This is a genomic window from Bradyrhizobium sp. GW821-FHT12B03 (assembly GCF_058807535.1).
The window spans coordinates 168,107-186,799 of the sequence record NZ_JBXAQU010000011.1 but is presented as its reverse complement, the minus strand read 5'-3'; the positions used below and the strand labels follow the sequence as shown (position 1 = coordinate 186,799).

Here is an 18,693-nt window from a genome sequence, read left to right as displayed (position 1 = left end):
CGTAGATTTTGTTTTGACGCGTTTTCCTGACGCGAACCGGTATCCGCGTCGCTCGAAAACGCCCTAGGCCTTCTCGCCGATCCGGCTTTCCTTGCCCGATTGCAGCCGCTTGATGTTCTCGCGATGCGCATAGAACAAGAGCAGCGTCAGCACCGCGAACAGCGCAGACAATGCGAGGTGGCCGAACCACCACAGGAATATTGGCGTGATGAAGGACGCCACCAGCGCCGAGAGCGAGGAATAGCGGGTGGTGAAGGCGGTCGCCAACCAGAGCAGGCAGAACACCAGCGCGGCCGGCCAGAACAGGCCGAGCAGGATGCCGATATAGACCGCAACACCCTTGCCGCCCTTGAACTTGAGCCAGACAGGGAAGAGATGGCCGAGGAAGGCGCCGAGCCCGGCCACCATCGCGGCATTGGGGCCGGCGATGGAGCCGGCGACGATCACGGCCGCGGTGCCCTTGAGCGCATCGAGCAGCAGGGTTGCCGCGGCAAGGCTCTTACGTCCCGTGCGCAGCACATTGGTGGCGCCGATGCTGCCTGAGCCGATCGAGCGGATATCCTGCGTGCCGGCAAGCCTGGTCAGAATCAGCCCGAACGGAATCGAGCCGAGCAGGTAGCCGATGACGAAGGCCACCGGCAGAAACAATTCAAGCCCCATGTTTGCGAAGTCCTCGGCTGCAGCTCCGCCCGTCAGACATGCTCGTAGACCGTGCGTCCGCCGACAATGGTGCGCACCACGCGGCCTGTAAAGCGGGCCTCGTCGAACGGGGTGTTCTTGCAGGGCGACTTGAGGTCGGCGGGATCGACCACCCAGGGAACATCGGGGTCGATCACGATGACGTCGGCGGGGCTGCCGGTGCGCAGGGTTCCGCCTGGCAGCCCCAGGATCTCGGCCGGTCGGGTCGACATCGCCCGGATCAGCGTCTTCAGGTCCAGCTCGTCATTGTGGACGAGACGAAGGCCCGCCGGCAGCATGGTCTCGAGCCCGATGGCGCCGGGGGCGGCTTCCGCGAAGGGCAGGCGCTTGACCTCGACGTCCTGCGGATTGTGATCGGACATGATGACGTCGATGAGGCCGGAGGCGACGGCTGCGACCAGAGCGCGGCGGTCGTCCTCGGTGCGCAGCGGCGGCGACAGCTTCAGGAACGACCGGTAGGGCCCGATGTCGTTCTCGTTGAGCGCAAGATGGTTGATTGAGACCGAGGCGCTGACGGCGAGCCCGGCGTCGCGGGCGCGCCTCAGGACGTCGAGCGAGTCGATGCAGGACAGCGAGGCGGCGTGATAGCGGCCGCCGGTCAGCGCGACGAGGCGCATGTCGCGTTCCAGCATCACGGCTTCCGCCGCGTTCGGAATGCCCATCAGGCCGAGCCGCGAGGCGAACTCGCCCTCGTTCATCACGCCTTCGCCGACGAGATCGGGATCTTCCGTGTGGTGCACGATCAGCGCGTCGAAGTCGCGCGCGTAGGTCAGGGCGCGGCGCATCACCTGGGCGTTGGTGACGCTTCGGTCGCCGTCGCTGAAGGCGATGGCGCCTGCGGCCTTGAGCAGGCCGAATTCGGTCATCTCCTCGCCGCGCATGCCCTTGGTCAGCGCCGCCATCGGCTGGATGTTGACGATCGCGGTGTCGCGGGCGCGGCGCATCACGAAGTCGACGGTCGCCGAATTGTCGATGACCGGCTCCGTCTCGGGCTGGCAGATGATGGTGGTGATGCCGCCGGTCGCCGCGGCTTGGCTCGCGGACGCAAAGGTCTCGCGATGGCTGAAGCCGGGCTCGCCGACGAAGGCGCGCATGTCGATCAGGCCGGGGGCCACGATCCTGCCGGCGCAGTTGACGACGTCGGTACCCTCGGGGACGCCGGCCGCGCCGATGCCGCGGCGGGTCTCGCGGATGATGCCGTCGGCGATCAGGACATCGCCGGGGCCGTCGAAATCCCTGGAGGGATCGACGACCCGGGCGTTGGCGAGCAGGATGGGACGGCGGTCAGTCAGCATGAGCATCACGCGTTCGGCAAATTGCGGGCGAGCGCTTCGAGCACGGCCATGCGCACGGCCACGCCCATCTCGACCTGTTCGCGGATCAGCGATTGCGCACCGTCGGCGACCGCGGTGTCGATCTCGACGCCGCGGTTCATCGGGCCGGGATGCATCACGAGCGCGTCCGGCTTGGCGTAAGCGAGCTTCTTCTGGTCCAGCCCGAAATAGTTGAAATATTCGGAGGTCGACGGCACGAAGGAGCCGTTCATGCGCTCGCGCTGCAGCCGCAGCATCATGACGATATCGGCGCCGTTCAGCCCCTCGCGCATGTCGCGCGCGACCTCGACGCCCATCCGCTCGATGCCGGGCGGCAGCAGCGTGGAGGGGCCGACGACGCGGACGCGGGCGCCCATGGTGTTGAGCAGGATGATGTTGGAACGGGCGACGCGCGAATGCAGCACGTCGCCGCAGATCGCGACCACGAGGCCCTCGAGCCGGCCCTTGTTGCGGCGGATGGTCAGTGCGTCGAGCAGCGCCTGGGTCGGATGCTCGTGCGCGCCATCGCCGGCATTGATCACGGAACCGTCAACCTTGCGGGCCAGCAGTTCCACCGCGCCTGAGGCGTGATGCCGGACCACGAGAATATCGGGGTGCATGGCGTTGAGCGTCATCGCGGTGTCGACCAGCGTCTCGCCCTTCTTGATGGACGAGGAGGACACCGACATGTTCATGACGTCGGCGCCCAGCCGTTTGCCGGCGAGCTCGAACGAGGATTGGGTCCGGGTGGAGGCCTCGAAGAAGAGGTTCACCTGCGTCCGTCCACGCAGGACGGTGCGCTTCTTGTCAACCTGGCGGTTGAGCTCGACATATTCTTCGGACAGGTCGAGCAGGCCGGTGATATCGGCCGCGGAAAGGCCCTCGATGCCCAGCAAATGCCGGTGGCCGAGGACGAAGGTCGATTTCGATGTCATTAAAACGAGAGCTATAGGCGGGGATGGCTGATGGAGCAAGGGCCAATGCCGGGGCGGGGAGTTATCCCCTGCTAGTGCTGATTTCTCCGTCATGCCCGGGCATAGAGCCGTCCGAAGGACGGCGTCGCTTCCGCTCTCCCATGTCCCGGGCAGCCACGCACGTCGATTGCATTTGACGTAAAAAGGCCGTGGATGGCCGGGACAAGCCCGGCCATGACGAGTGGGATGCATTTCGTGAAATCAATTCGATTGGCAATCATCGCAATCGCCACCGCCTCGTCCGCTTCGGCCCAATCGCTCCCCGGCGGATTCGTCTATCTGCGCGACATCGATCCCAGCATCATCCAGGACATCCGCTACGCGACCTCCAACAATTTCGTCGGCCGTCCGCTCGCCGGCTACGGCGCCGGCGAGTGCGTGGTGAAGCGGGAGGTGGGGTTGCGGCTGAAGGCGGTCCAGCAGGACCTCGCCGCACAAAACCTCTCGCTCAAGATGTTCGACTGCTACCGGCCGGCGCGGGCCTCGCTCGACATGGTCGCGTGGTCGCAGAACGGCCGCGAGACCGCCGCCGAGCGGCGCTACAATCCCAGGATTCCCAAGACCGAGCTGTTCCGCCTCGGCTACATCGCGAGCCGCTCGCAGCACTCCACGGGGGCGGCGCTCGATCTCACTTTGGTCGATCTCAAAGCCGACAATTCCCGCACATATGATCCGTCGAAAGCCTATGCCGACTGCACGGCGCCGGTCGAGGCGCGGCCGCCGGAGGGCAGCGTGGACATGGGTACCGGCTACGACTGCACGGACACGAAGGGCCATACCGCGGCACCGTCGATCAATCCGGACCAGCGCGCCTGGCGCAAGCGGCTGGTGGCTGCGATGGCCAGGCAAGGCTTTGTGAACTATTCGAAGGAGTGGTGGCATTTTTCCCTGCCGGGGGCAGGCGGGGCGGCCTATGATTTCCCGATCCAGCCGCGGCGGAACTGATTCCGCGCCGGGAAAGCAAGATGACCCAGCCCAGCTTTGCAACTCACGAGGTTTTCAATCAGTCGCCGCCGTTCGAAGACGTCGATCTGTTCGCCGCGGACCGGCCGCTGGTCGCGGCGGTCAAGGCCAATGGCGGCGCGGCGGCGGAGCGGGAGCTGTCCGAGTTCGGCAGGCATTGGGGCTCGGCCGCGATGGCCGATCGCGGGCGCGTGGCGAACGAGAATACGCCGAAGCTGCGGACCTTCGACGCCAAGGGCCATCGCCGCGACCAGGTCGAGTTTCATCCGGCCTATCGCGAGCTGATGGCGCACAGTGCGCATGCCGGCGTGCACAATTCGACCTGGACGGCGGAGGGGAAGCCGGCGGGCGATGCCGCCGAGGTTATCCGCGCGGCAAAATTCTACATCGCCGCGCAGGTCGAGACCGGACATCTCTGTCCCATCACGATGACGCGCGCCTCCGTCGCCGCGCTGGCGATGCAGCCGGATCTTCTGGCGCGGGTGATGCCGGTGCTGTCGACCAGGAGCTACGATCCGACGTTTGCGCCGTGGTGGGACAAGCGCGGCATGACGCTCGGCATGGGCATGACCGAGAAGCAGGGCGGCACCGACGTGCGCGCCAACATGACGCGCGCGGTGCGTGACGGCGATGCCTATCGCATCACCGGCCACAAATGGTTCATGTCGGCGCCGATGTGCGATGCGTTCCTGGTGCTGGCGCAGGCCGAGGAGGGGCTGACCTGCTTCTTCATGCCGCGCTTTACGCCCGGCGGCTCCGTCAACGCGATCCAGTTCCAGCGCTTGAAGGACAAGCTCGGCAACCGCTCCAATGCGTCCTCCGAGGTCGAGTTCGCCGGCGCCTATGCGGACGTGGTCGGCGAGCCGGGCAAGGGCATCCGCACCATCATCCAGATGGTGCAGCTGACGCGGCAGGATTGCGCGATTGCCTCCACCGGCCTGATGCGCTCGGGGCTGGCGCACGCGCTGCATCACGCCCGTCACCGCAGCGTGCTCCAGAAGCATCTTGCCGATCAGCCGCTGATGCAGGCCGTGCTCTCGGACATGGCGCTGCATGTGGAGGCCAGCACAGCCCTGGTGATGCGGCTCTGCCGCGCCTTCGACCGCACGCCGCACGATGCGGCGGAGGCCGCCTATATGCGGCTGCTGACCCCCGCGATCAAATACTGGACCTGCAAGAACGCGCCACCGTTCCTGTACGAGGCGATGGAGTGCCTCGGCGGCAACGGCTATGTCGAGGACGGCATTCTGGCGCGCCACTACCGGGAGGCGCCGGTCAACGCGATCTGGGAGGGCTCGGGCAACGTCATGTGCCTCGACGTGCTGCGCGCGCTGTCGCGCGAGCCGGAGGCCGCGATGACGGCGCTGCAATCGCTTGCCACCGAGACCAAAGGTCTGCCAGGGGCAGGAGAGGCCGTCGCGTTCATCGGAAAGACTTTTCGGCGCGCGGACGGCGAACGTGTCGCGCGTCTTGCGGTCGAGACGCTGGCGCTGCTTGCGGCGGCTGCGGCGTTGAACGGCGTGTCGCCGCGTCAAGCCGAGCTGTTCGCCGCCACGCGCCTCGCCACGAACCACGCCAGCATGTACGGCGCCGTCGAGCTCGACAGCGCCGACGTGCGCGCGCTGCTGGAGCGGGCGCTGCCTTGAGCCTTCCAAACGAAAGCCAGTTGATGGATTCCCTCAATCCCGATCATCCGCCGCTGACCATGACGCCCGCGGATCACGCGCCGCGCGTCTGGAAGTTCTGGGGTACGGCACTGTGGGGCCTTCTCATCTTCGTCGCGATGTTCGTCGGCCAGGTCTCGGCGATCCTGCTGCTGGTCGTGCTGCGCGGCCTCCCGTTCGACATGGCCTCGATCCAGTCGGTCGGCCGTGAGCCCCAGGCGCTGGCGCTGTCGGTGATCGCAGGCCTGCCGACGACACTGGCCGCGGTGTGGCTGGCCATCCGCATCAAGAAAGCCTCGTTCGTCGACTATCTCGCGCTGCATTGGCCGTCCTGGATGCAGCTCCTGCTCGGTGCGGTCGGGCTCATCCTGGTCGTGCTGGCCTGGGAGACGGTGTCGCGAAGCCTCGGCCGCGAGGCGACGCCGGGCTTCATGACCGATCTGCTGAAATCGGGCCGCGACAAGGGCGCAGCGGTGTTGCTGCTGATGGCCTTCAGCGTGGCAGCGCCGATGTCGGAAGAGGTGCTGGCGCGCGGCTTTCTCTTTCGCGGCTGGTCGGCAAGCTTCCTGCGCGTGCCCGGCGCGATCATCCTGTCGTCGCTGGTGTGGACGGTCGTGCATCTGCAATACGACCTGTACTTCCTCGCCGAGGTCTTCACCATCGGCCTGTGGTTCGGCTACATGCGCCACCGCGCCAATTCGCTCTGGCTGACGATCATGCTGCATGCGCTGAACAACATGACGGCGGTGGTGCTGACGATGTGGCTGGGCGCATAGCACCCGAATGTCGGACCTCGAAAAGGCCTCCCCATCGGCATCGGGTTCCATACCGCAGCCTCGTACCTGGGATTTCATGGAGACGCTGTTCGTCGGGTTGGTTGCCGACGGCGCTTTCATGCTGATCGGCGGCCTTGCGGTCAGCCTGTTGCTGGTGATGTCCGGTGAAACCAGCAATTTGTTGGCGACGGACTTCGAAGCGATATGGCGGCAACCTCGCTTGCATGCTGCCAGCACGATCCTTGGAGCACCGGCCTTGATCGCGGTGTTGTGGATCGCGATCAGAATGGCTGGTCGAGGTTTCGCCGAATATCTGGCTCTGAACTGGCCCACTCGAGATGAAGTGGTGATCGCCCTCGGCGTCGTCGTCGTCTTTCTGACGATCGAAGCTTTCGTAACGATCGGGCTCGGCATGTCGAGAGCTCAGGCCGGTCCGGCCTTCGTCGTTGGAGGCGCGATAGGACTGGCGACATGGGCGGTAGCGGCTTGCGTGGTAGGCCCAGTCCTGGAGGAGTTCGTTTTCCGCGGCTTTATGTTTCGAGGCTGGTCCCAGGCAGTAGGGCCCGCTGCTGCGATTGTGCTGGCCTCGGCATTGTGGGCGATGGAGCACAGCCAGTACGGTTGGTATGAGCGCTCCTGGATCTTTGCGACAGGGCTCGTCCTCGGCTACTTTCGCTATCGCACCAATTCCACCTGGTTGGCGGTCGTGACCCATTCAGCCATCAACATCGTCGTCCTGGTCCTCAGCGGGCCGTACGTCTAGCTTCCGGCGGCCACCAGCGCGATCGCGATCGGCATCGTGATTGCCGCCAAAATCGTCTGGAGGGTGATGATCTGCGCCAGCAGCGGCGCATCGCCGCCCATCTGGCGGGCCAGCACATAGGCGCTGGGCGAGGTCGGCACCGCCGCGCAGATCGCGACGATCGCGAGATGGGTGCCTGATAGCCCGAACCAGACGGCGAGCACCAGTGCGAGCACGGGCATCAGGATCAGCTTGAACGCCACCCCAATCGTCGCGCTCACGCTCGGGTGGAGCAGGCCCTTGAGCTGGAGGCCCGCGCCGGTGACGAGCAGGCCGATGGCCAGCGAGGAGCGGCCGAGCGCGTCGGCAACCTCGTGCCAGATTTTTGGCAGCGGCAGATGGATGACGTTGATGACGAGGCCGATGACGCAGGCCCAGATCAGGGGATTGCGGACCACCGTCATGACGATGGCGCGCGCCGATTGCTTTTCGGGCGAGGCATAGTGCGCGAGCACGGCGACGCTGAACACGTTGACCAGCGGAATGATCGCGACCATCGCCACGGAGGCCAGCGCCAGCCCGACATCGCCGAACATGTTGGCGGACACGGAGAGCGCGACATAGGTCTGCCAGCGCGTCGCGCCCTGGAAGATCGAGGTGAAGGCGGGGCCGTCGATGTCGAGCCGCGCCAGGGCCGGGCGCAGCGCGAGGCAGAGCAGCGACATCGCGAGCGCCGACAGCAGGAGCGCGCCGCCGACGCCGGCGACCGGCACCTTGGAGAGGTCGGCCTTCACCAGGGTCTGGATCAGCAGCATCGGAAACAGCACGAAATAGGTCAGCCGCTCCAGCCCGTGCCACTGCGTGTCCAGCCGCATCAGGCTGTGCCGGAGCACGACGCCAAGCACGATGAGGATGAAGACCGGAAGCAGCGCCGCGATCACGACGGCCATGGGGTCAGCCGTTTCCGGTGCGCAAATTGGCGAGACGGTCGAGCGCACCTTGCAGGATGAAGATCGCGGCGTGCTCGTCGATCACTTCGGCGCGCTTGGCGCGGCTGACATCCATGCCGATCAGCTCGCGCTCGACCGCTGCGGTCGAGAGCCGCTCGTCCCAGAGGCCGATGGGGAGCGTGGTCAGGCCGGCCAGGTTGCGGGCGAACGCGCGGGTCGATTGCGCACGCGGGCCCTCGCTGCCGTCCATGTTGATGGGAAGGCCGAGCACGAAACCGACCACCTTGCGCTCGGCCGCGATCGCGAGCAGCCGGGCGGCGTCGTGCTTGAACGCCTTGCGCTGGATGGTCTCGACGCCGGTCGCCAGCCGCCGGTCCGGGTTGGATACGGCAACGCCGATGGTCTTGGTGCCCAGATCAAGGCCGACCAGCCCGCCGCGTTCGGGCCAGTGGGTTGCAGCATCGACGAGAGGCAGGATAAGAGCCGGCATGGCATCAGCGCATATCATGCGTCGCGCTGCGGAGTGAACCCGGAACATGGATGCACTGACACTATTCGGCCTGTTTGCCGTCACCGCGATGCTGGTCTGCTATGCCCTGGAGGATCGCAGCCACTGGTTCGTGCTGCTGTTCGCCATGTCTTGCGCACTCGGTTCGGCCTACGGATTTCTGCAGGGAGCCTGGCCGTTCGGCCTCGTCGAAGCGATCTGGGCCCTGGTTGCGCTGCGGCGGTGGCATCTGAGGCCGCGGTGACGGTGAATCCGGGCGAGGGGCTTGCCGGCGACAGGCGGCTCCTCGCCCGGATATCAGATCAGCGAATCGCGATCGGGTTGATCATCGCCTGCACGCCGCCGGTCCAGCGCGGCTGTCCGAGCACGAACAGGAATTCATAGCCCTTGTCGCGCGCGAGCGCGGCGGTATCCATGTTCTCGAGAATGTAGGTCCCGTTCATGGCGAGCAGGATCTGGTGCACTTCGAACACGTTCTTGGACTCGAACGGCAACACCTCGAGCGCCCAGGTGTCGGCGCCGATCGCGACGACGCCCTTGCCGGTGAGATACTTCGCGCCTTCGACGCCGAGGCCGGGCTCGCCGGCCGAGTAGCGCTTGTCGTCCTTGCCGATCAGGCTGAGCCAGCCGGTGTGGAAGATGACGACGTCGCCCTGGCGGATCTCGACGTTCTGCTGCTTGGCGGCTTCCTCGATCTCCTTGACGTTGAAGGCGGTGCCTTCCTTCACGATGTCGGTCTTGAAATAGGCGGCCATATCGAGCAGCACCCCGCGGGTGACCATCGGTGGCACCTTCTCGATGCCGAGCTTCTTCAGCCCGGTCGGATCGGCGAAATCGGCGAGCTTGTTGCCGTTGTAATAGACATGCTCGACGCCGAGATGGCCGAGGCCGTCGAGCTGGCTGCCGATGCCGACCCAGGTGTCGAGGATGTCGTCGTTATAGGTCGCCTTGTTGGGACCGAGACCCGGGCTGCCGGCCTGTCCCGGCTGCACCACGGTGATCTTGAAGGTGCGTGGCGGATAGGCTGGCGTGCTGGACGTGACGGGAATGCCGAGGGCGTAGGTCTTGCCGGTCTTCACCAGCGAGGCCGCCTTCACCACGAGCTCGGGCGTCATGTAGTTGGCGGCGCCGATCTCGTCGTTCGGTCCCCACTTCGATTTGGTCCAGTCCTGGGCGCTTGCAGTTCCTGATATCGCCGACAACGCAGCGACACAGCACAACACGAGCGTATTGCGCATCGATAGTCCTCCCGATGTTTTTGCTTCGTTATGGTTTCGCGCTGGCTAGTCGCGCATCCTAACGTAGAAAACTCATCGGCTTCAAAACTTTTCGACGTGCGATGCCGTGACGGCTGAACGCAGCATCGGCCGCGCGCAGCGCAGAGTGATTCAAGTACGACAGATTTGTGACAATGAATTTCGTAGCGTGGAACGCCGCGCCTGCGTCAGGCCGCGATGACGTCGTCGTCCGTCTTCAGGCAGGCCGCGAAACCTTGAAGCGCGCTGTATTGATGTCCGGCGCTGCGCTGGATGAAGAGCGTCTCGACGCGCGCGTGCGCGGTGCTCAGCGCGTGGATCGACACGCTGCCGTTCATCGCGCTGCGTTCGACCACTGCGCGCGGCAAGAGCGTCACGCCCATGTCGGCGGCAACGCAGCCGATCATGCCGTCGAGCGTGCCGAGCTCGAAGCGTGCGGCCGATGGCCAGCCGAACTCGACGAAGATCTGCTCGAGCCGTTGGCGATAGGTGCAGCCGGTGCGGAACGCCAGTGCGGTCGGACCGGACTCCGGCGTGCCGGCGCGCAGCTCCGCAAGCGAGCTCCAGCGCCGCGCGCTGACCAGCACCAGCTCTTCGCGGAAGGCGCAGGTCGCGGTGAGGTCGGCATGCGCAATAGGGCCTGCGACGAAGGCGCCGTCGAGCGTGCCATCGAGCACGCAAGCGACGAGATCGGCCGTCGTTGCTGTGCGCAAGGAGAGGCGCACGGCCGGGAAGCGGCGGTGGAAGTCCGCCAGCAGCGGCGGCAGCCGCACGGCGGCTGTGGTTTCCATCGAACCGATCGCCAGCGGCCCCTTCGGCTCGCCGTCGTCGCGCGCAGCGAGCACGGCTTCGCGCGACAGCGCAGCCATCCGTTGCGCGTAGGGCAGGAGGCGTTTGCCGGCGCCGGTCAGCGTCATGCCCCGGCTGTGGCGCTCGAACAGCGGCGTGCCGATCTCGGCCTCCAGCGCTTTCACACGCTGGGTGACGTTCGATTGCACCGTGTTGAGCTCTTCCGCCGCGCGGGTGATGCCGCCGGTGCGGGCGACGGCGGCGAAGGTCTGGATATCGCTGAGTTCCATGGTGCCGTTTCGCTTTTCAGATGGCAGCGTTCGCAACAATTCATTTTTCGAGAATGCTAGCCGCGCTTACCCTCGCTGTCCAGATCGGGGAGGATCCCATGCCCATTGCGACGCCGCTGACGAGCTTGCTGGAGATCAGGCAGCCCATCCTGCTGGCGCCGATGGATGTCGTCGCGGGCAGCCGTCTGGTGGCGGCCGTCAGCCGCGCGGGCGGCTTCGGCATCCTGGGCGGCGGCTATGGCGAGAGGGCCTGGCTGGAGCGGGAGACCGCAAAGCTCGCCGGCCTGCGCGCGCCGTTCGGCGTCGGCTTCATCACCTGGAGCCTCGCCAGGCAGCCCGAGCTGCTCGACATTGCACTCGCCGCCAAGCCGTCCGCGATCATGCTGTCCTTCGGCGATCCTGCGCCGTTTGCATCAACGATCAGGTCCGCCGGTGCGCGCCTGATCTGCCAGGTGCAGGACGAGGCGATGGCGCGACAGGCGCTTGATGCCGGCGCCGACATTCTCGTCGCGCAGGGCACGGAGGCGGGCGGTCACGGCGCTTCACGCACCACCATCGATCTCGTGCCCGCCATCGTCGATCTCGCGGCGGGCCGCGTGCCTGTCGTGGCAGCCGGAGGCATCGCCGACGGGCGCGGGCTTGCCGCCGTGATCATGCTGGGTGCGAGCGGCGTGCTGCTCGGCACGCGCTTCTATGCGAGCCAGGAGGCCGACGGCGCCGACGAGGCCAAGCGGCGCATCTGCGCGGCGAGCAGCGGCGCGACCGTGCGCGGCATCATCTTTGATCTCTCGCGCAACAATGTCTGGCCGGCGCCCTTCACGGGAAGGTGCTTGATCAATGATCATTCCAGGCGCTGGAGCGGGCGCGAGGTCGAGCTGATGCAGAATGTCGCCACGGTCGCGGCCGACTATGTGGCAGCGAAGGCGGCCGGCAATTTTGACGTCGCCGCTGTGATCGCGGGTGAGGCGGTCGGATTGATTCATGATATTCCACCGGCGGCCGAGATCGTCGGGCGGATTGCGGTTGAGGCGGAGCAACTTCTTGCTGGGCGACGCAACTCGGTCGTTGCGGCGTAGAACTCTTTACCCTCCCCTGGAGGGGGAGGGTCGATCGCGCGAAGCGCGAGCGGGGTGGGGTGACAGTCTCTCCACGCTGCCCGAGAGGAGAGATCACCCCACCCCGCTGCGCATTCCGCTTCGCGACATGCGCAGCGACCCTCCCCCTCCAGGGGAGGGTAAGAAAGAAACGAGAGAGACACACCATGTGGCCTGACCGTCGACTGATCGACCTCTTCAAGACCGAATTCCCGATCGTGCTGGCGCCGATGGCCGGCGTGATGGACGCGGAGATGGTGATCGCCGTCGCAGAAGGGGGCGGGCTCGGCTCGCTGCCGAGCGCGATGCTGTCGCCGGAGAAGGCGCGCGAGCAGGTCAACATCATTCGCCAGCGCGTGAAGGCGCCGGTGAACATGAACTTCTTCTGCCATACGCCGGGCGATCTGACGGCCGAGGCCGAGGCGCGCTGGAAGCAGCGGCTTGCGGGCTATTACCGGGAGCATGGTGTCGATCCGGCCGCGCCGATCAACGCCGCGAACCGCGCGCCGTTCGACGCCTCCTTCTGCGAGGTCGTCGAGGAGTTGAAGCCGGAGATCGTCAGCTTCCATTTCGGTTTGCCGGAGCAGGCACTGCTCAAGCGCGTCAAGGCGGCCGGCTGTCTCGTCATCTCGTCCGCCACGACGGTGAAGGAAGCCATCTGGCTCGAGCAGCACGGCGTCGATGCCGTGATCGCGCAAGGCGCCGAGGCGGGCGGCCATCGCGGCATGTTCCTGACCGACAAGATCGCGGAGCAGCCCGGCACCTTTGCGCTGGTGCCGCAGGTGGCCGATGCCGTGAAGGTGCCTGTCATCGCGGCGGGCGGCATCGCCGACGGGCGCGGCATCGCCGCCGCCTTCGCGCTCGGCGCCTCCGGCGTGCAGATCGGCAGTGCTTACTTGCGTTGCCCGGAATCCAAGGTGAGTGCGGCGGGCCGCGCGGCGCTGGCCGCGGGGCGGGACGATTCCACCGTCATCACCAATGTCATGACCGGCCGGCCGGCGCGCGGGGTCCAGAACCGCCTGATGCGCGAGGCCGGCCCGATCTCGCCGGATGCGCCGCCGTTTCCCCATGCCGCGACCGCGCTGGGACCGCTGAAGGCGGCTGCCGAAAAGCAGGGCCGGGTGGATTTCACCAATCTCTGGGCCGGTCAGGCTATCGCCCTGGGCCGCGAGGTGCCGGCGGCCGAATTGACCCGGGATCTCGCCAGATCGGCCTTGGTCCGCATGAAAGGGCTAGCAGTCTAGCTCCCGGCGCCGGTTGCGGCGCAAAACCGGCCTCTGCTATACGGCAGTTAGATTTTGCCGTGAGAGGCCTTATATAATGTCCGTCGACGCCGCTACCGTCCGCCGCATCGCGCATCTGGCGCGCATTGCGGTTTCCGAGGACGAGGTTCCGCATCTGCAGGGCGAGCTCAACGCGATGCTCGCCTTTGTCGAGCAGCTCTCGGAGGTCAATGTCGAGGGCGTGGAGCCCATGACTTCGGTCACCCCGATGCAGATGAAGAAGCGGCAGGACGTGGTCAATGACGGCGAGATCGCCGACGATATCGTTGCCAACGCGCCCGCGACCGAAGGTCACTTCTTCCTGGTGCCGAAGGTGGTCGAATAATTCTTAGGACCAAGTCCGATGTGCATGCTTTGCGACGATGAGAAGGCCTATCAGGCCTACATGAACTATCTCGACAAGATGGAACGGCAGGGCAAGGCTGCCGACCCCAATGTCGCCGTCAATGCCGTGCTCGACGAGATCGAGGCCGCCGCGAAAGCGGCCGCCAAGACGAAAGACGACCCGGCCAACGACAAGACCCTGTCTCCGTTCTTCTGCAGCCCGATCAATAAATGACCGATTTGACATCGCTGACGCTCGCCGAGGCCCGCAAGGGTCTCGCGGCCAAGACTTTCACGTCACTCGAGCTGACCGACGCGCATCTGTCCGCGATCGAGGCCGCGCGCGTGCTCAATGCCTTCGTGATGGAGACACCCGATCGCGCGCGTGACATGGCGAAGGCCGTGGACGAGAAGATCGGCAGGGGTGAGGGCGGTCCGCTCGCGGGCATCCCGCTCGGTATCAAGGATCTGTTCGCGACCAAGGGCGTGCGCACCACGGCGTGCTCGAAGATCCTCGGCAATTTCGTGCCGACCTACGAGTCCACCGTGACCTCGCAGCTCTGGCGCGACGGCGCGGTGATGCTCGGCAAGCTCAACAATGACGAGTTCGCGATGGGCTCGGCCAACGAGACCTCGTGCTTCGGTCCCGTCGGCAATCCCTGGCGGCGCGAGGGCAGCAACACCACGCTGGTGCCGGGCGGCTCGTCCGGCGGCTCGGCCTCGGCCGTGGCGGCGCTGCTGTGCATGGGCGCGACCGCGACCGACACCGGCGGCTCGATCCGCCAGCCGGCGGCGTTCACCGCGACCGTCGGCATCAAGCCGACCTATGGCCGCTGCTCGCGCTGGGGCATCGTCGCGTTCGCCTCCTCGCTCGACCAGGCCGGCCCGATCGCGCGCACCACGCGCGATGCGGCGATGCTGCTGCGCTCGATGGCCGGGCACGATCCGAAGGACACGACGTCCGTCGACGTTCCCGTGCCGGATTACGAGGCTGCGATCGGCAGGTCCGTGAAGGGCCTCAGGATCGGCATTCCCAAGGAGTATCGCCTCGACGGCATGCCGGCCGAGATCGAGAAGCTGTGGAGCGAGGGCGCGGCGTGGCTGAAGGCGGCCGGCGCCGAGCTCGTCGAGGTGTCGCTGCCGCACACCAAATACGCGCTGCCGGCCTATTACATCGTGGCGCCGGCGGAGGCCTCCTCCAACCTCGCGCGCTATGACGGTGTGCGCTACGGCCTGCGCGAGCAGGGCAAGAACATCATCGAGCAGTACGAGAACACCCGCGCCGAGGGTTTTGGCGCCGAGGTGCGCCGCCGCGTCATGATCGGCACCTATGTGCTCTCGGCCGGCTATTACGATGCCTACTATCTGCGCGCCCAGAAGGTGCGCACGCTGATCAAGAAAGACTTCGAGGATTGCTTCGCCAAGGGCGTCAACGCGATCCTGACGCCGGCGACGCCGTCGGCCGCCTTCGGCATCGGCGAGAAGGGTGGTGCGGACCCCGTCGAGATGTATCTCAACGACATCTTCACGGTGACCGTGAACATGGCGGGGCTGCCGGGTATCGCCGTGCCCGCCGGCAAGGATGCGCAGGGTCTGCCGCTCGGGCTTCAGCTGATCGGCCGTCCGTTCGACGAGGAGACCCTGTTCTCGCTCGGTGAGGTGATCGAGCAGGCCGCCGGCCGCTTCACGCCCGCGAGGTGGTGGTGAATGTCGCGGCCTTCATCGCGAGCCTCGACGGCGCAGCGCCGGCGCCGGATTTGAACGCGCCGCTCGCCGGCCTCTGGTGGGCTGCGAAAGGCGACTGGGATCAGGCGCACAAGATCGTTCAGGACGAGAGCAGCCGCGAGGCGGCCTGGGTGCACGCCTATCTGCACCGCGTCGAAGGCGATCTCGGCAATGCCGGCTACTGGTACCGCCAGGCCGGCCAGCCGACAGCAAAGGATTCATTGGAGGCGGAGTGGCAGCGGATCGCTGCCACGCTGCTCGGGAGCAGGACATGAGCACGGCCACGCACAAGCTTCTCAAGGGCGCTACCGGTGACTGGAAGATGGTCATCGGCATGGTGGCGTTATGAAGAAGCCAACTCATATTGGCTGGGACGCTAGGCTCGCGGAAAGCGATAGGGAAACGCTTGCAAGGGTCAATGCTAGTTTGGACCGTCTCTCCGGTCTCCGCGAGGCTGAAATACGGCAATCGGGAGCGCTTCGGTCGCGAGTTGCGTGGAGACTAGCGGCGTATCGGCAGGGGCTATTATTTCGAACTGTGGCATTGGCGAATGGGACCGCTGCGGCGTGGAATAGTCGCGATACGCTGTCTGCGTTCTTGTCGACGCGGGCACTCATGGAGACGATCGCCGTCCTGGTTGAATACGAGAAGCGTGCTAGGTCGTTGCTTCAGAAGAAAGCTGTAGAACAACTCGAGACCCTCGCAGAAACTGGCTTCTTTGCGAGCCGTGATCCTGAAGTTTTAGCGAAGGCGCCTCAGGTCGAGGCCACCAACATTCTCACCTACGTTGACAAGCTGACCAAAGACGTTCGCCTCTTTAGGTCTCACTATGACCAGCTTTCTGAGAGGTGTCATCCGAACGCCCTTGGCCACAATTTCATGTTTGCGACGTTCGATAAGTCTTCAGTTACATACCGATTTGCCGATGAGAGAGACCCTGACCGGAATGGATCCATGGTCCTTGGCATCTTGGACCTTCTACCTGCCGTCGAAACCACTTTCGCCGAACTTAACGAGACAATCTTGCAAGTATCAGACGTTCATGAGGCCCTTCTGAAGGAAAATGGTCAACCGGGGCCGGTTGAAAACAAACCCACGCACAAGCTTCTCAAGGGCGCTACCGGTGACTGGGAGATGGTCATCGGCATGGAGATCCACGCCCAGGTGACGTCGAATTCGAAGCTGTTCTCGGGCGCCTCGACCGCGTTCGGCGGCGAGCCGAACAGCCACGTCTCGCTGGTCGATGCCGCCATGCCGGGCATGCTGCCCGTGATCAACGAGGAATGCGTCAGGCAGGCCGTGATCACCGGGCTCGGCCTCAACGCGCAGATCAATCTGCGTTCGGTGTTCGACCGCAAGAACTATTTCTATCCGGACTCGCCGCAGGGCTACCAGATCAGCCAGTACAAGTCGCCGATCGTCGGCGAGGGCGAGGTCGTCGTCGAACTGGATGGCGGCAAGACCGCGACCATCGGTATCGAGCGCCTTCATCTTGAGCAGGACGCCGGCAAGCTGCTGCACGACCAGTCACCGACGATGTCCTATGTCGATCTCAACCGCTGCGGTGTGGCGCTGATGGAGATCGTCTCCAAGCCCGACATCCGCGACGCGGAGCAGGCCAAGGCCTACGTGACAAAACTGCGCTCGATCCTGCGCTATCTCGGTACCTGCGACGGCGACATGGAGAAGGGTTCCTTGCGCGCCGACGTCAACGTCTCCGTGCGCAAGCCGGGCGCGCCGCTCGGCACCCGCTGCGAGATCAAGAACATGAACTCGATCACCTTCATCGGGCAGGCGATCGAATACGAGGCGCGGCGCCAGATCGAGATCCTCGAGGAGGGCGGGGTGATCGACCAGGAAACGCGGCTCTACGACCCCAACAAGGGCGAGACGCGCTCGATGCGGTCCAAGGAAGAGGCGCATGACTACCGCTACTTTCCCGATCCGGACCTGTTGCCGCTGGAATTCTCGCAAGGCTTCGTCGACGAACTGAAAGCGAAGCTGCCCGAACTGCCGGACCAGAAGAAGACGCGCTTCGTCGCCGATCTCGGCCTGTCGGCCTATGACGCGAGCGTGCTCGTCGCCGAACGCGAGAGCGCGGTGTTCTACGAAACCGTGCTCGACAAGCTCGGCAACCGCGTTCGCGACGGCAAGATGGCGGCGAACTGGGTGATCAACGAGCTGTTCGGCCGCCTCAACAAGGAAGGCCGGGATATTACGGGCTCTCCCGTCACCGCAGAACAGCTCTCAGGGATCATCGACCTGATCGGCGAGGGCACGATCTCCGGCAAGATCGCCAAGGATCTGTTCGAGATCGTCTGGCAGGAGGGCGGCGATCCCCGCGCGCTGGTGGAAAGCCGCGGCATGAAGCAGGTGACGGATCTTTCGGCGATCGAGAAGGTGGTCGACGACATCATCGCGGCCAATCCCGACAAGGCCGCGCAGGTCAAGGACAAGCCGCAGTCGCTCGGCTGGTTCGTCGGCCAGGTGATGAAGGCGTCCGGCGGCAAAGCCAACCCGCAGAGCGTCAACGATCTGCTCAAGTCCAAGCTCGGCGTCTAGCCTCACGCGTTCGCGAGGTGACGGACGCGCTTCGTCATCTCGCTTTTGGTTCGCGATGCGACGCGCGCGCGCGTCCTCGGCGGCAGATTTCATCCCGATCACCTGCGACGCGGCGACCGAATCGCCGTCACGCGATTCGCGCAAAACGGCGGCTTGCACACGCTCCGACGAGCGCTTGCGCCATTAAGCATGAAAATATTTTCGTTGCCAAAACTCGCGACTCAGAGTCCGCGAAGCGCCTTCGCGAGGCGCTCGCGCCATTGGCGATGCGCATCATCGTGTCGATCATGCGCGATACGCGCGTGCAGAAAAATACTTGCTGCATAGTGTTTTCCTGCAATCGCATTCCTCGCACGCATCGACGATGCGCCCACTCCCTGCGATCGCAACTGCTCGTCGCGCAGTGTGCTTGCATCGCGCTCGCCAAGCCCACACGCGTTGCTGCGTCAACACTTCTTTAAGCGAGAAGCTGTTTTTTTCGTCGTGTTGGTGTATTCGGGATGAGTGTGCATCTCGATCCCCGAGTGCATGCAGCGATTAAAGCCATCTCACACATCGGAGGGCAACATGGCCAAGAAAGCGAAGAAGGCGAAGAAGGCGAAGAGCGCAGTGAAGAAGACTGCGAAGAAGACCCGCAAGGTCGCGAAGAAGAAGAAGTAACTTCGACTTCTGAAGTTGCCGGCTCTTCGTAGCCGGCACGTCATCAGCGCCTCTCGGGGTTCTGGTCGACGATAGAGGGTGTCGGCGAGACATCAGGTCAACGGTCGGGCCGTTTCTTTCA

At 65.1% G+C, this 18,693-nt stretch carries 19 protein-coding genes; 12 read left to right on the top strand and 7 right to left on the bottom strand.

The window, feature by feature from the left end:
* Positions 1-63 precede the first annotated feature (63 nt).
* From plsY to AC1RUR_RS21940, 3 genes are read right to left on the bottom strand one after another with little or no spacing between them, the layout of a single operon-like run.
* The gene (gene plsY, locus AC1RUR_RS21950; RefSeq protein ID WP_492847724.1) at positions 64-660 is read right to left on the bottom strand and encodes a glycerol-3-phosphate 1-O-acyltransferase PlsY; all 597 of its coding nucleotides are present in this window, start codon (positions 658-660) and stop codon (positions 64-66) included.
* Positions 661-692: 32 nt separating this feature from the next.
* Positions 693-1,994, bottom strand: coding sequence for a dihydroorotase (locus AC1RUR_RS21945; RefSeq protein WP_492847879.1), 1,302 nt, complete (start codon positions 1,992-1,994; stop codon positions 693-695).
* Between the two features lie 5 nt (positions 1,995-1,999).
* Positions 2,000-2,947, bottom strand: a complete 948-nt coding sequence (locus AC1RUR_RS21940; RefSeq protein ID WP_492825366.1) for an aspartate carbamoyltransferase catalytic subunit — start codon at positions 2,945-2,947, stop codon at positions 2,000-2,002.
* 225 nt (positions 2,948-3,172) lie between these two features.
* Between AC1RUR_RS21940 and AC1RUR_RS21935 the strand changes: the two genes are divergently transcribed.
* The 4 genes from AC1RUR_RS21935 (at position 3,173) to AC1RUR_RS21920 (ending at position 7,152) form a co-directional block, all read left to right on the top strand.
* A complete protein-coding gene (locus AC1RUR_RS21935) occupies positions 3,173-3,931 on the top strand; it encodes a M15 family metallopeptidase (protein WP_492847877.1) in 759 nt (252 codons plus the stop codon).
* Positions 3,932-3,951: 20 nt separating this feature from the next.
* Complete coding sequence (locus AC1RUR_RS21930) at positions 3,952-5,595, top strand: acyl-CoA dehydrogenase family protein (RefSeq protein WP_492847722.1); 1,644 nt, start codon at positions 3,952-3,954, stop codon at positions 5,593-5,595.
* A 23-nt stretch (positions 5,596-5,618) separates the two neighbouring features.
* Complete coding sequence (locus AC1RUR_RS21925) at positions 5,619-6,389, top strand: CPBP family intramembrane glutamic endopeptidase (RefSeq protein WP_492847720.1); 771 nt, start codon at positions 5,619-5,621, stop codon at positions 6,387-6,389.
* Between the two features lie 76 nt (positions 6,390-6,465).
* Positions 6,466-7,152 carry a CPBP family intramembrane glutamic endopeptidase gene (locus tag AC1RUR_RS21920; protein WP_492847718.1) on the top strand — a complete coding sequence of 229 codons (687 nt, stop codon included), beginning with the start codon at positions 6,466-6,468 and terminating at the stop codon, positions 7,150-7,152.
* On the opposite strand, the gene AC1RUR_RS21915 is transcribed toward AC1RUR_RS21920, so the two are convergent.
* Together AC1RUR_RS21915 and ruvX are read right to left on the bottom strand one after the other, a co-directional pair.
* The gene (locus AC1RUR_RS21915; protein WP_492847716.1) at positions 7,149-8,081 is read right to left on the bottom strand and encodes an AEC family transporter; all 933 of its coding nucleotides are present in this window, start codon (positions 8,079-8,081) and stop codon (positions 7,149-7,151) included. The genes AC1RUR_RS21920 and AC1RUR_RS21915 overlap by 4 nt on opposite strands.
* 4 nt (positions 8,082-8,085) lie before the next feature.
* On the bottom strand, positions 8,086-8,571 hold the full coding sequence (ruvX, locus tag AC1RUR_RS21910; protein ID WP_492847714.1) for a Holliday junction resolvase RuvX: 486 nt from the start codon (positions 8,569-8,571) through the stop codon (positions 8,086-8,088).
* 46 nt (positions 8,572-8,617) lie between these two features.
* Between ruvX and AC1RUR_RS21905 the strand changes: the two genes are divergently transcribed.
* The gene (locus tag AC1RUR_RS21905; protein ID WP_326899989.1) at positions 8,618-8,833 is read left to right on the top strand and encodes a hypothetical protein; all 216 of its coding nucleotides are present in this window, start codon (positions 8,618-8,620) and stop codon (positions 8,831-8,833) included.
* Between the two features lie 58 nt (positions 8,834-8,891).
* Here AC1RUR_RS21905 and AC1RUR_RS21900 read toward each other — a convergent pair whose 3' ends face one another.
* Complete coding sequence (locus tag AC1RUR_RS21900) at positions 8,892-9,827, bottom strand: cyclase family protein (protein WP_492847712.1); 936 nt, start codon at positions 9,825-9,827, stop codon at positions 8,892-8,894.
* A gap of 206 nt (positions 9,828-10,033) precedes the next feature.
* Positions 10,034-10,924 (bottom strand): LysR family transcriptional regulator, encoded by an 891-nt coding sequence (locus tag AC1RUR_RS21895; protein ID WP_492847710.1) that lies wholly within the window; start codon positions 10,922-10,924, stop codon positions 10,034-10,036.
* Between the two features lie 98 nt (positions 10,925-11,022).
* Between AC1RUR_RS21895 and AC1RUR_RS21890 the strand changes: the two genes are divergently transcribed.
* From AC1RUR_RS21890 to gatB, 7 genes are all read left to right on the top strand, one after another.
* Positions 11,023-12,000, top strand: a complete 978-nt coding sequence (locus tag AC1RUR_RS21890) for an NAD(P)H-dependent flavin oxidoreductase (RefSeq protein WP_492847708.1) — start codon at positions 11,023-11,025, stop codon at positions 11,998-12,000.
* A gap of 185 nt (positions 12,001-12,185) precedes the next feature.
* Entirely contained in the window at positions 12,186-13,262 is a 1,077-nt protein-coding gene (locus tag AC1RUR_RS21885; RefSeq protein WP_492847706.1) for an NAD(P)H-dependent flavin oxidoreductase, read from the top strand.
* 76 nt (positions 13,263-13,338) lie between these two features.
* On the top strand, positions 13,339-13,626 hold the full coding sequence (gatC, locus tag AC1RUR_RS21880; RefSeq protein ID WP_008548395.1) for an Asp-tRNA(Asn)/Glu-tRNA(Gln) amidotransferase subunit GatC: 288 nt from the start codon (positions 13,339-13,341) through the stop codon (positions 13,624-13,626).
* A gap of 18 nt (positions 13,627-13,644) precedes the next feature.
* Positions 13,645-13,860, top strand: coding sequence for a hypothetical protein (locus AC1RUR_RS21875; protein WP_492847703.1), 216 nt, complete (start codon positions 13,645-13,647; stop codon positions 13,858-13,860).
* Positions 13,857-15,332: an Asp-tRNA(Asn)/Glu-tRNA(Gln) amidotransferase subunit GatA gene (gene gatA, locus AC1RUR_RS21870; RefSeq protein ID WP_492847701.1), complete on the top strand. Its 1,476-nt coding sequence runs from the start codon at positions 13,857-13,859 to the stop codon at positions 15,330-15,332. The genes AC1RUR_RS21875 and gatA overlap by 4 nt, the downstream gene beginning before the upstream one ends.
* Positions 15,323-15,625 (top strand): hypothetical protein, encoded by a 303-nt coding sequence (locus AC1RUR_RS21865; RefSeq protein ID WP_492847699.1) that lies wholly within the window; start codon positions 15,323-15,325, stop codon positions 15,623-15,625. The genes gatA and AC1RUR_RS21865 overlap by 10 nt, the downstream gene beginning before the upstream one ends.
* 778 nt (positions 15,626-16,403) lie before the next feature.
* Positions 16,404-17,912, top strand: a complete 1,509-nt coding sequence (gene gatB / locus AC1RUR_RS21860; RefSeq protein ID WP_492847875.1) for an Asp-tRNA(Asn)/Glu-tRNA(Gln) amidotransferase subunit GatB — start codon at positions 16,404-16,406, stop codon at positions 17,910-17,912.
* The last annotated feature ends 781 nt before the right edge of the window (positions 17,913-18,693 follow it).

Excerpts from the sequence above, each read along its gene's own strand:
- AC1RUR_RS21925 (WP_492847720.1), top strand. The coding sequence starts at position 5,619 with ATGGATTCCCTCAATCCCGATCATCCGCCGCTGACCATGACGCCCGCG.
- AC1RUR_RS21885 (WP_492847706.1), top strand. The coding sequence starts at position 12,186 with ATGTGGCCTGACCGTCGACTGATCGACCTCTTCAAGACCGAATTCCCG.
- AC1RUR_RS21895 (WP_492847710.1), bottom strand. The coding sequence starts at position 10,924 with ATGGAACTCAGCGATATCCAGACCTTCGCCGCCGTCGCCCGCACCGGC.
- AC1RUR_RS21890 (WP_492847708.1), top strand. The coding sequence starts at position 11,023 with ATGCCCATTGCGACGCCGCTGACGAGCTTGCTGGAGATCAGGCAGCCC.
- AC1RUR_RS21920 (WP_492847718.1), top strand. The coding sequence starts at position 6,466 with ATGGAGACGCTGTTCGTCGGGTTGGTTGCCGACGGCGCTTTCATGCTG.
- gatA (WP_492847701.1), top strand. The coding sequence starts at position 13,857 with ATGACCGATTTGACATCGCTGACGCTCGCCGAGGCCCGCAAGGGTCTC.
- gatC (WP_008548395.1), top strand. The coding sequence starts at position 13,339 with ATGTCCGTCGACGCCGCTACCGTCCGCCGCATCGCGCATCTGGCGCGC.
- AC1RUR_RS21940 (WP_492825366.1), bottom strand. The coding sequence starts at position 2,947 with ATGACATCGAAATCGACCTTCGTCCTCGGCCACCGGCATTTGCTGGGC.
- AC1RUR_RS21905 (WP_326899989.1), top strand. The coding sequence starts at position 8,618 with ATGGATGCACTGACACTATTCGGCCTGTTTGCCGTCACCGCGATGCTG.
- AC1RUR_RS21875 (WP_492847703.1), top strand. The coding sequence starts at position 13,645 with ATGTGCATGCTTTGCGACGATGAGAAGGCCTATCAGGCCTACATGAAC.
- AC1RUR_RS21945 (WP_492847879.1), bottom strand. The coding sequence starts at position 1,994 with ATGCTGACTGACCGCCGTCCCATCCTGCTCGCCAACGCCCGGGTCGTC.
- ruvX (WP_492847714.1), bottom strand. The coding sequence starts at position 8,571 with ATGCCGGCTCTTATCCTGCCTCTCGTCGATGCTGCAACCCACTGGCCC.
- AC1RUR_RS21930 (WP_492847722.1), top strand. The coding sequence starts at position 3,952 with ATGACCCAGCCCAGCTTTGCAACTCACGAGGTTTTCAATCAGTCGCCG.
- AC1RUR_RS21900 (WP_492847712.1), bottom strand. The coding sequence starts at position 9,827 with ATGCGCAATACGCTCGTGTTGTGCTGTGTCGCTGCGTTGTCGGCGATA.
- AC1RUR_RS21935 (WP_492847877.1), top strand. The coding sequence starts at position 3,173 with ATGCATTTCGTGAAATCAATTCGATTGGCAATCATCGCAATCGCCACC.
- AC1RUR_RS21915 (WP_492847716.1), bottom strand. The coding sequence starts at position 8,081 with ATGGCCGTCGTGATCGCGGCGCTGCTTCCGGTCTTCATCCTCATCGTG.
- plsY (WP_492847724.1), bottom strand. The coding sequence starts at position 660 with ATGGGGCTTGAATTGTTTCTGCCGGTGGCCTTCGTCATCGGCTACCTG.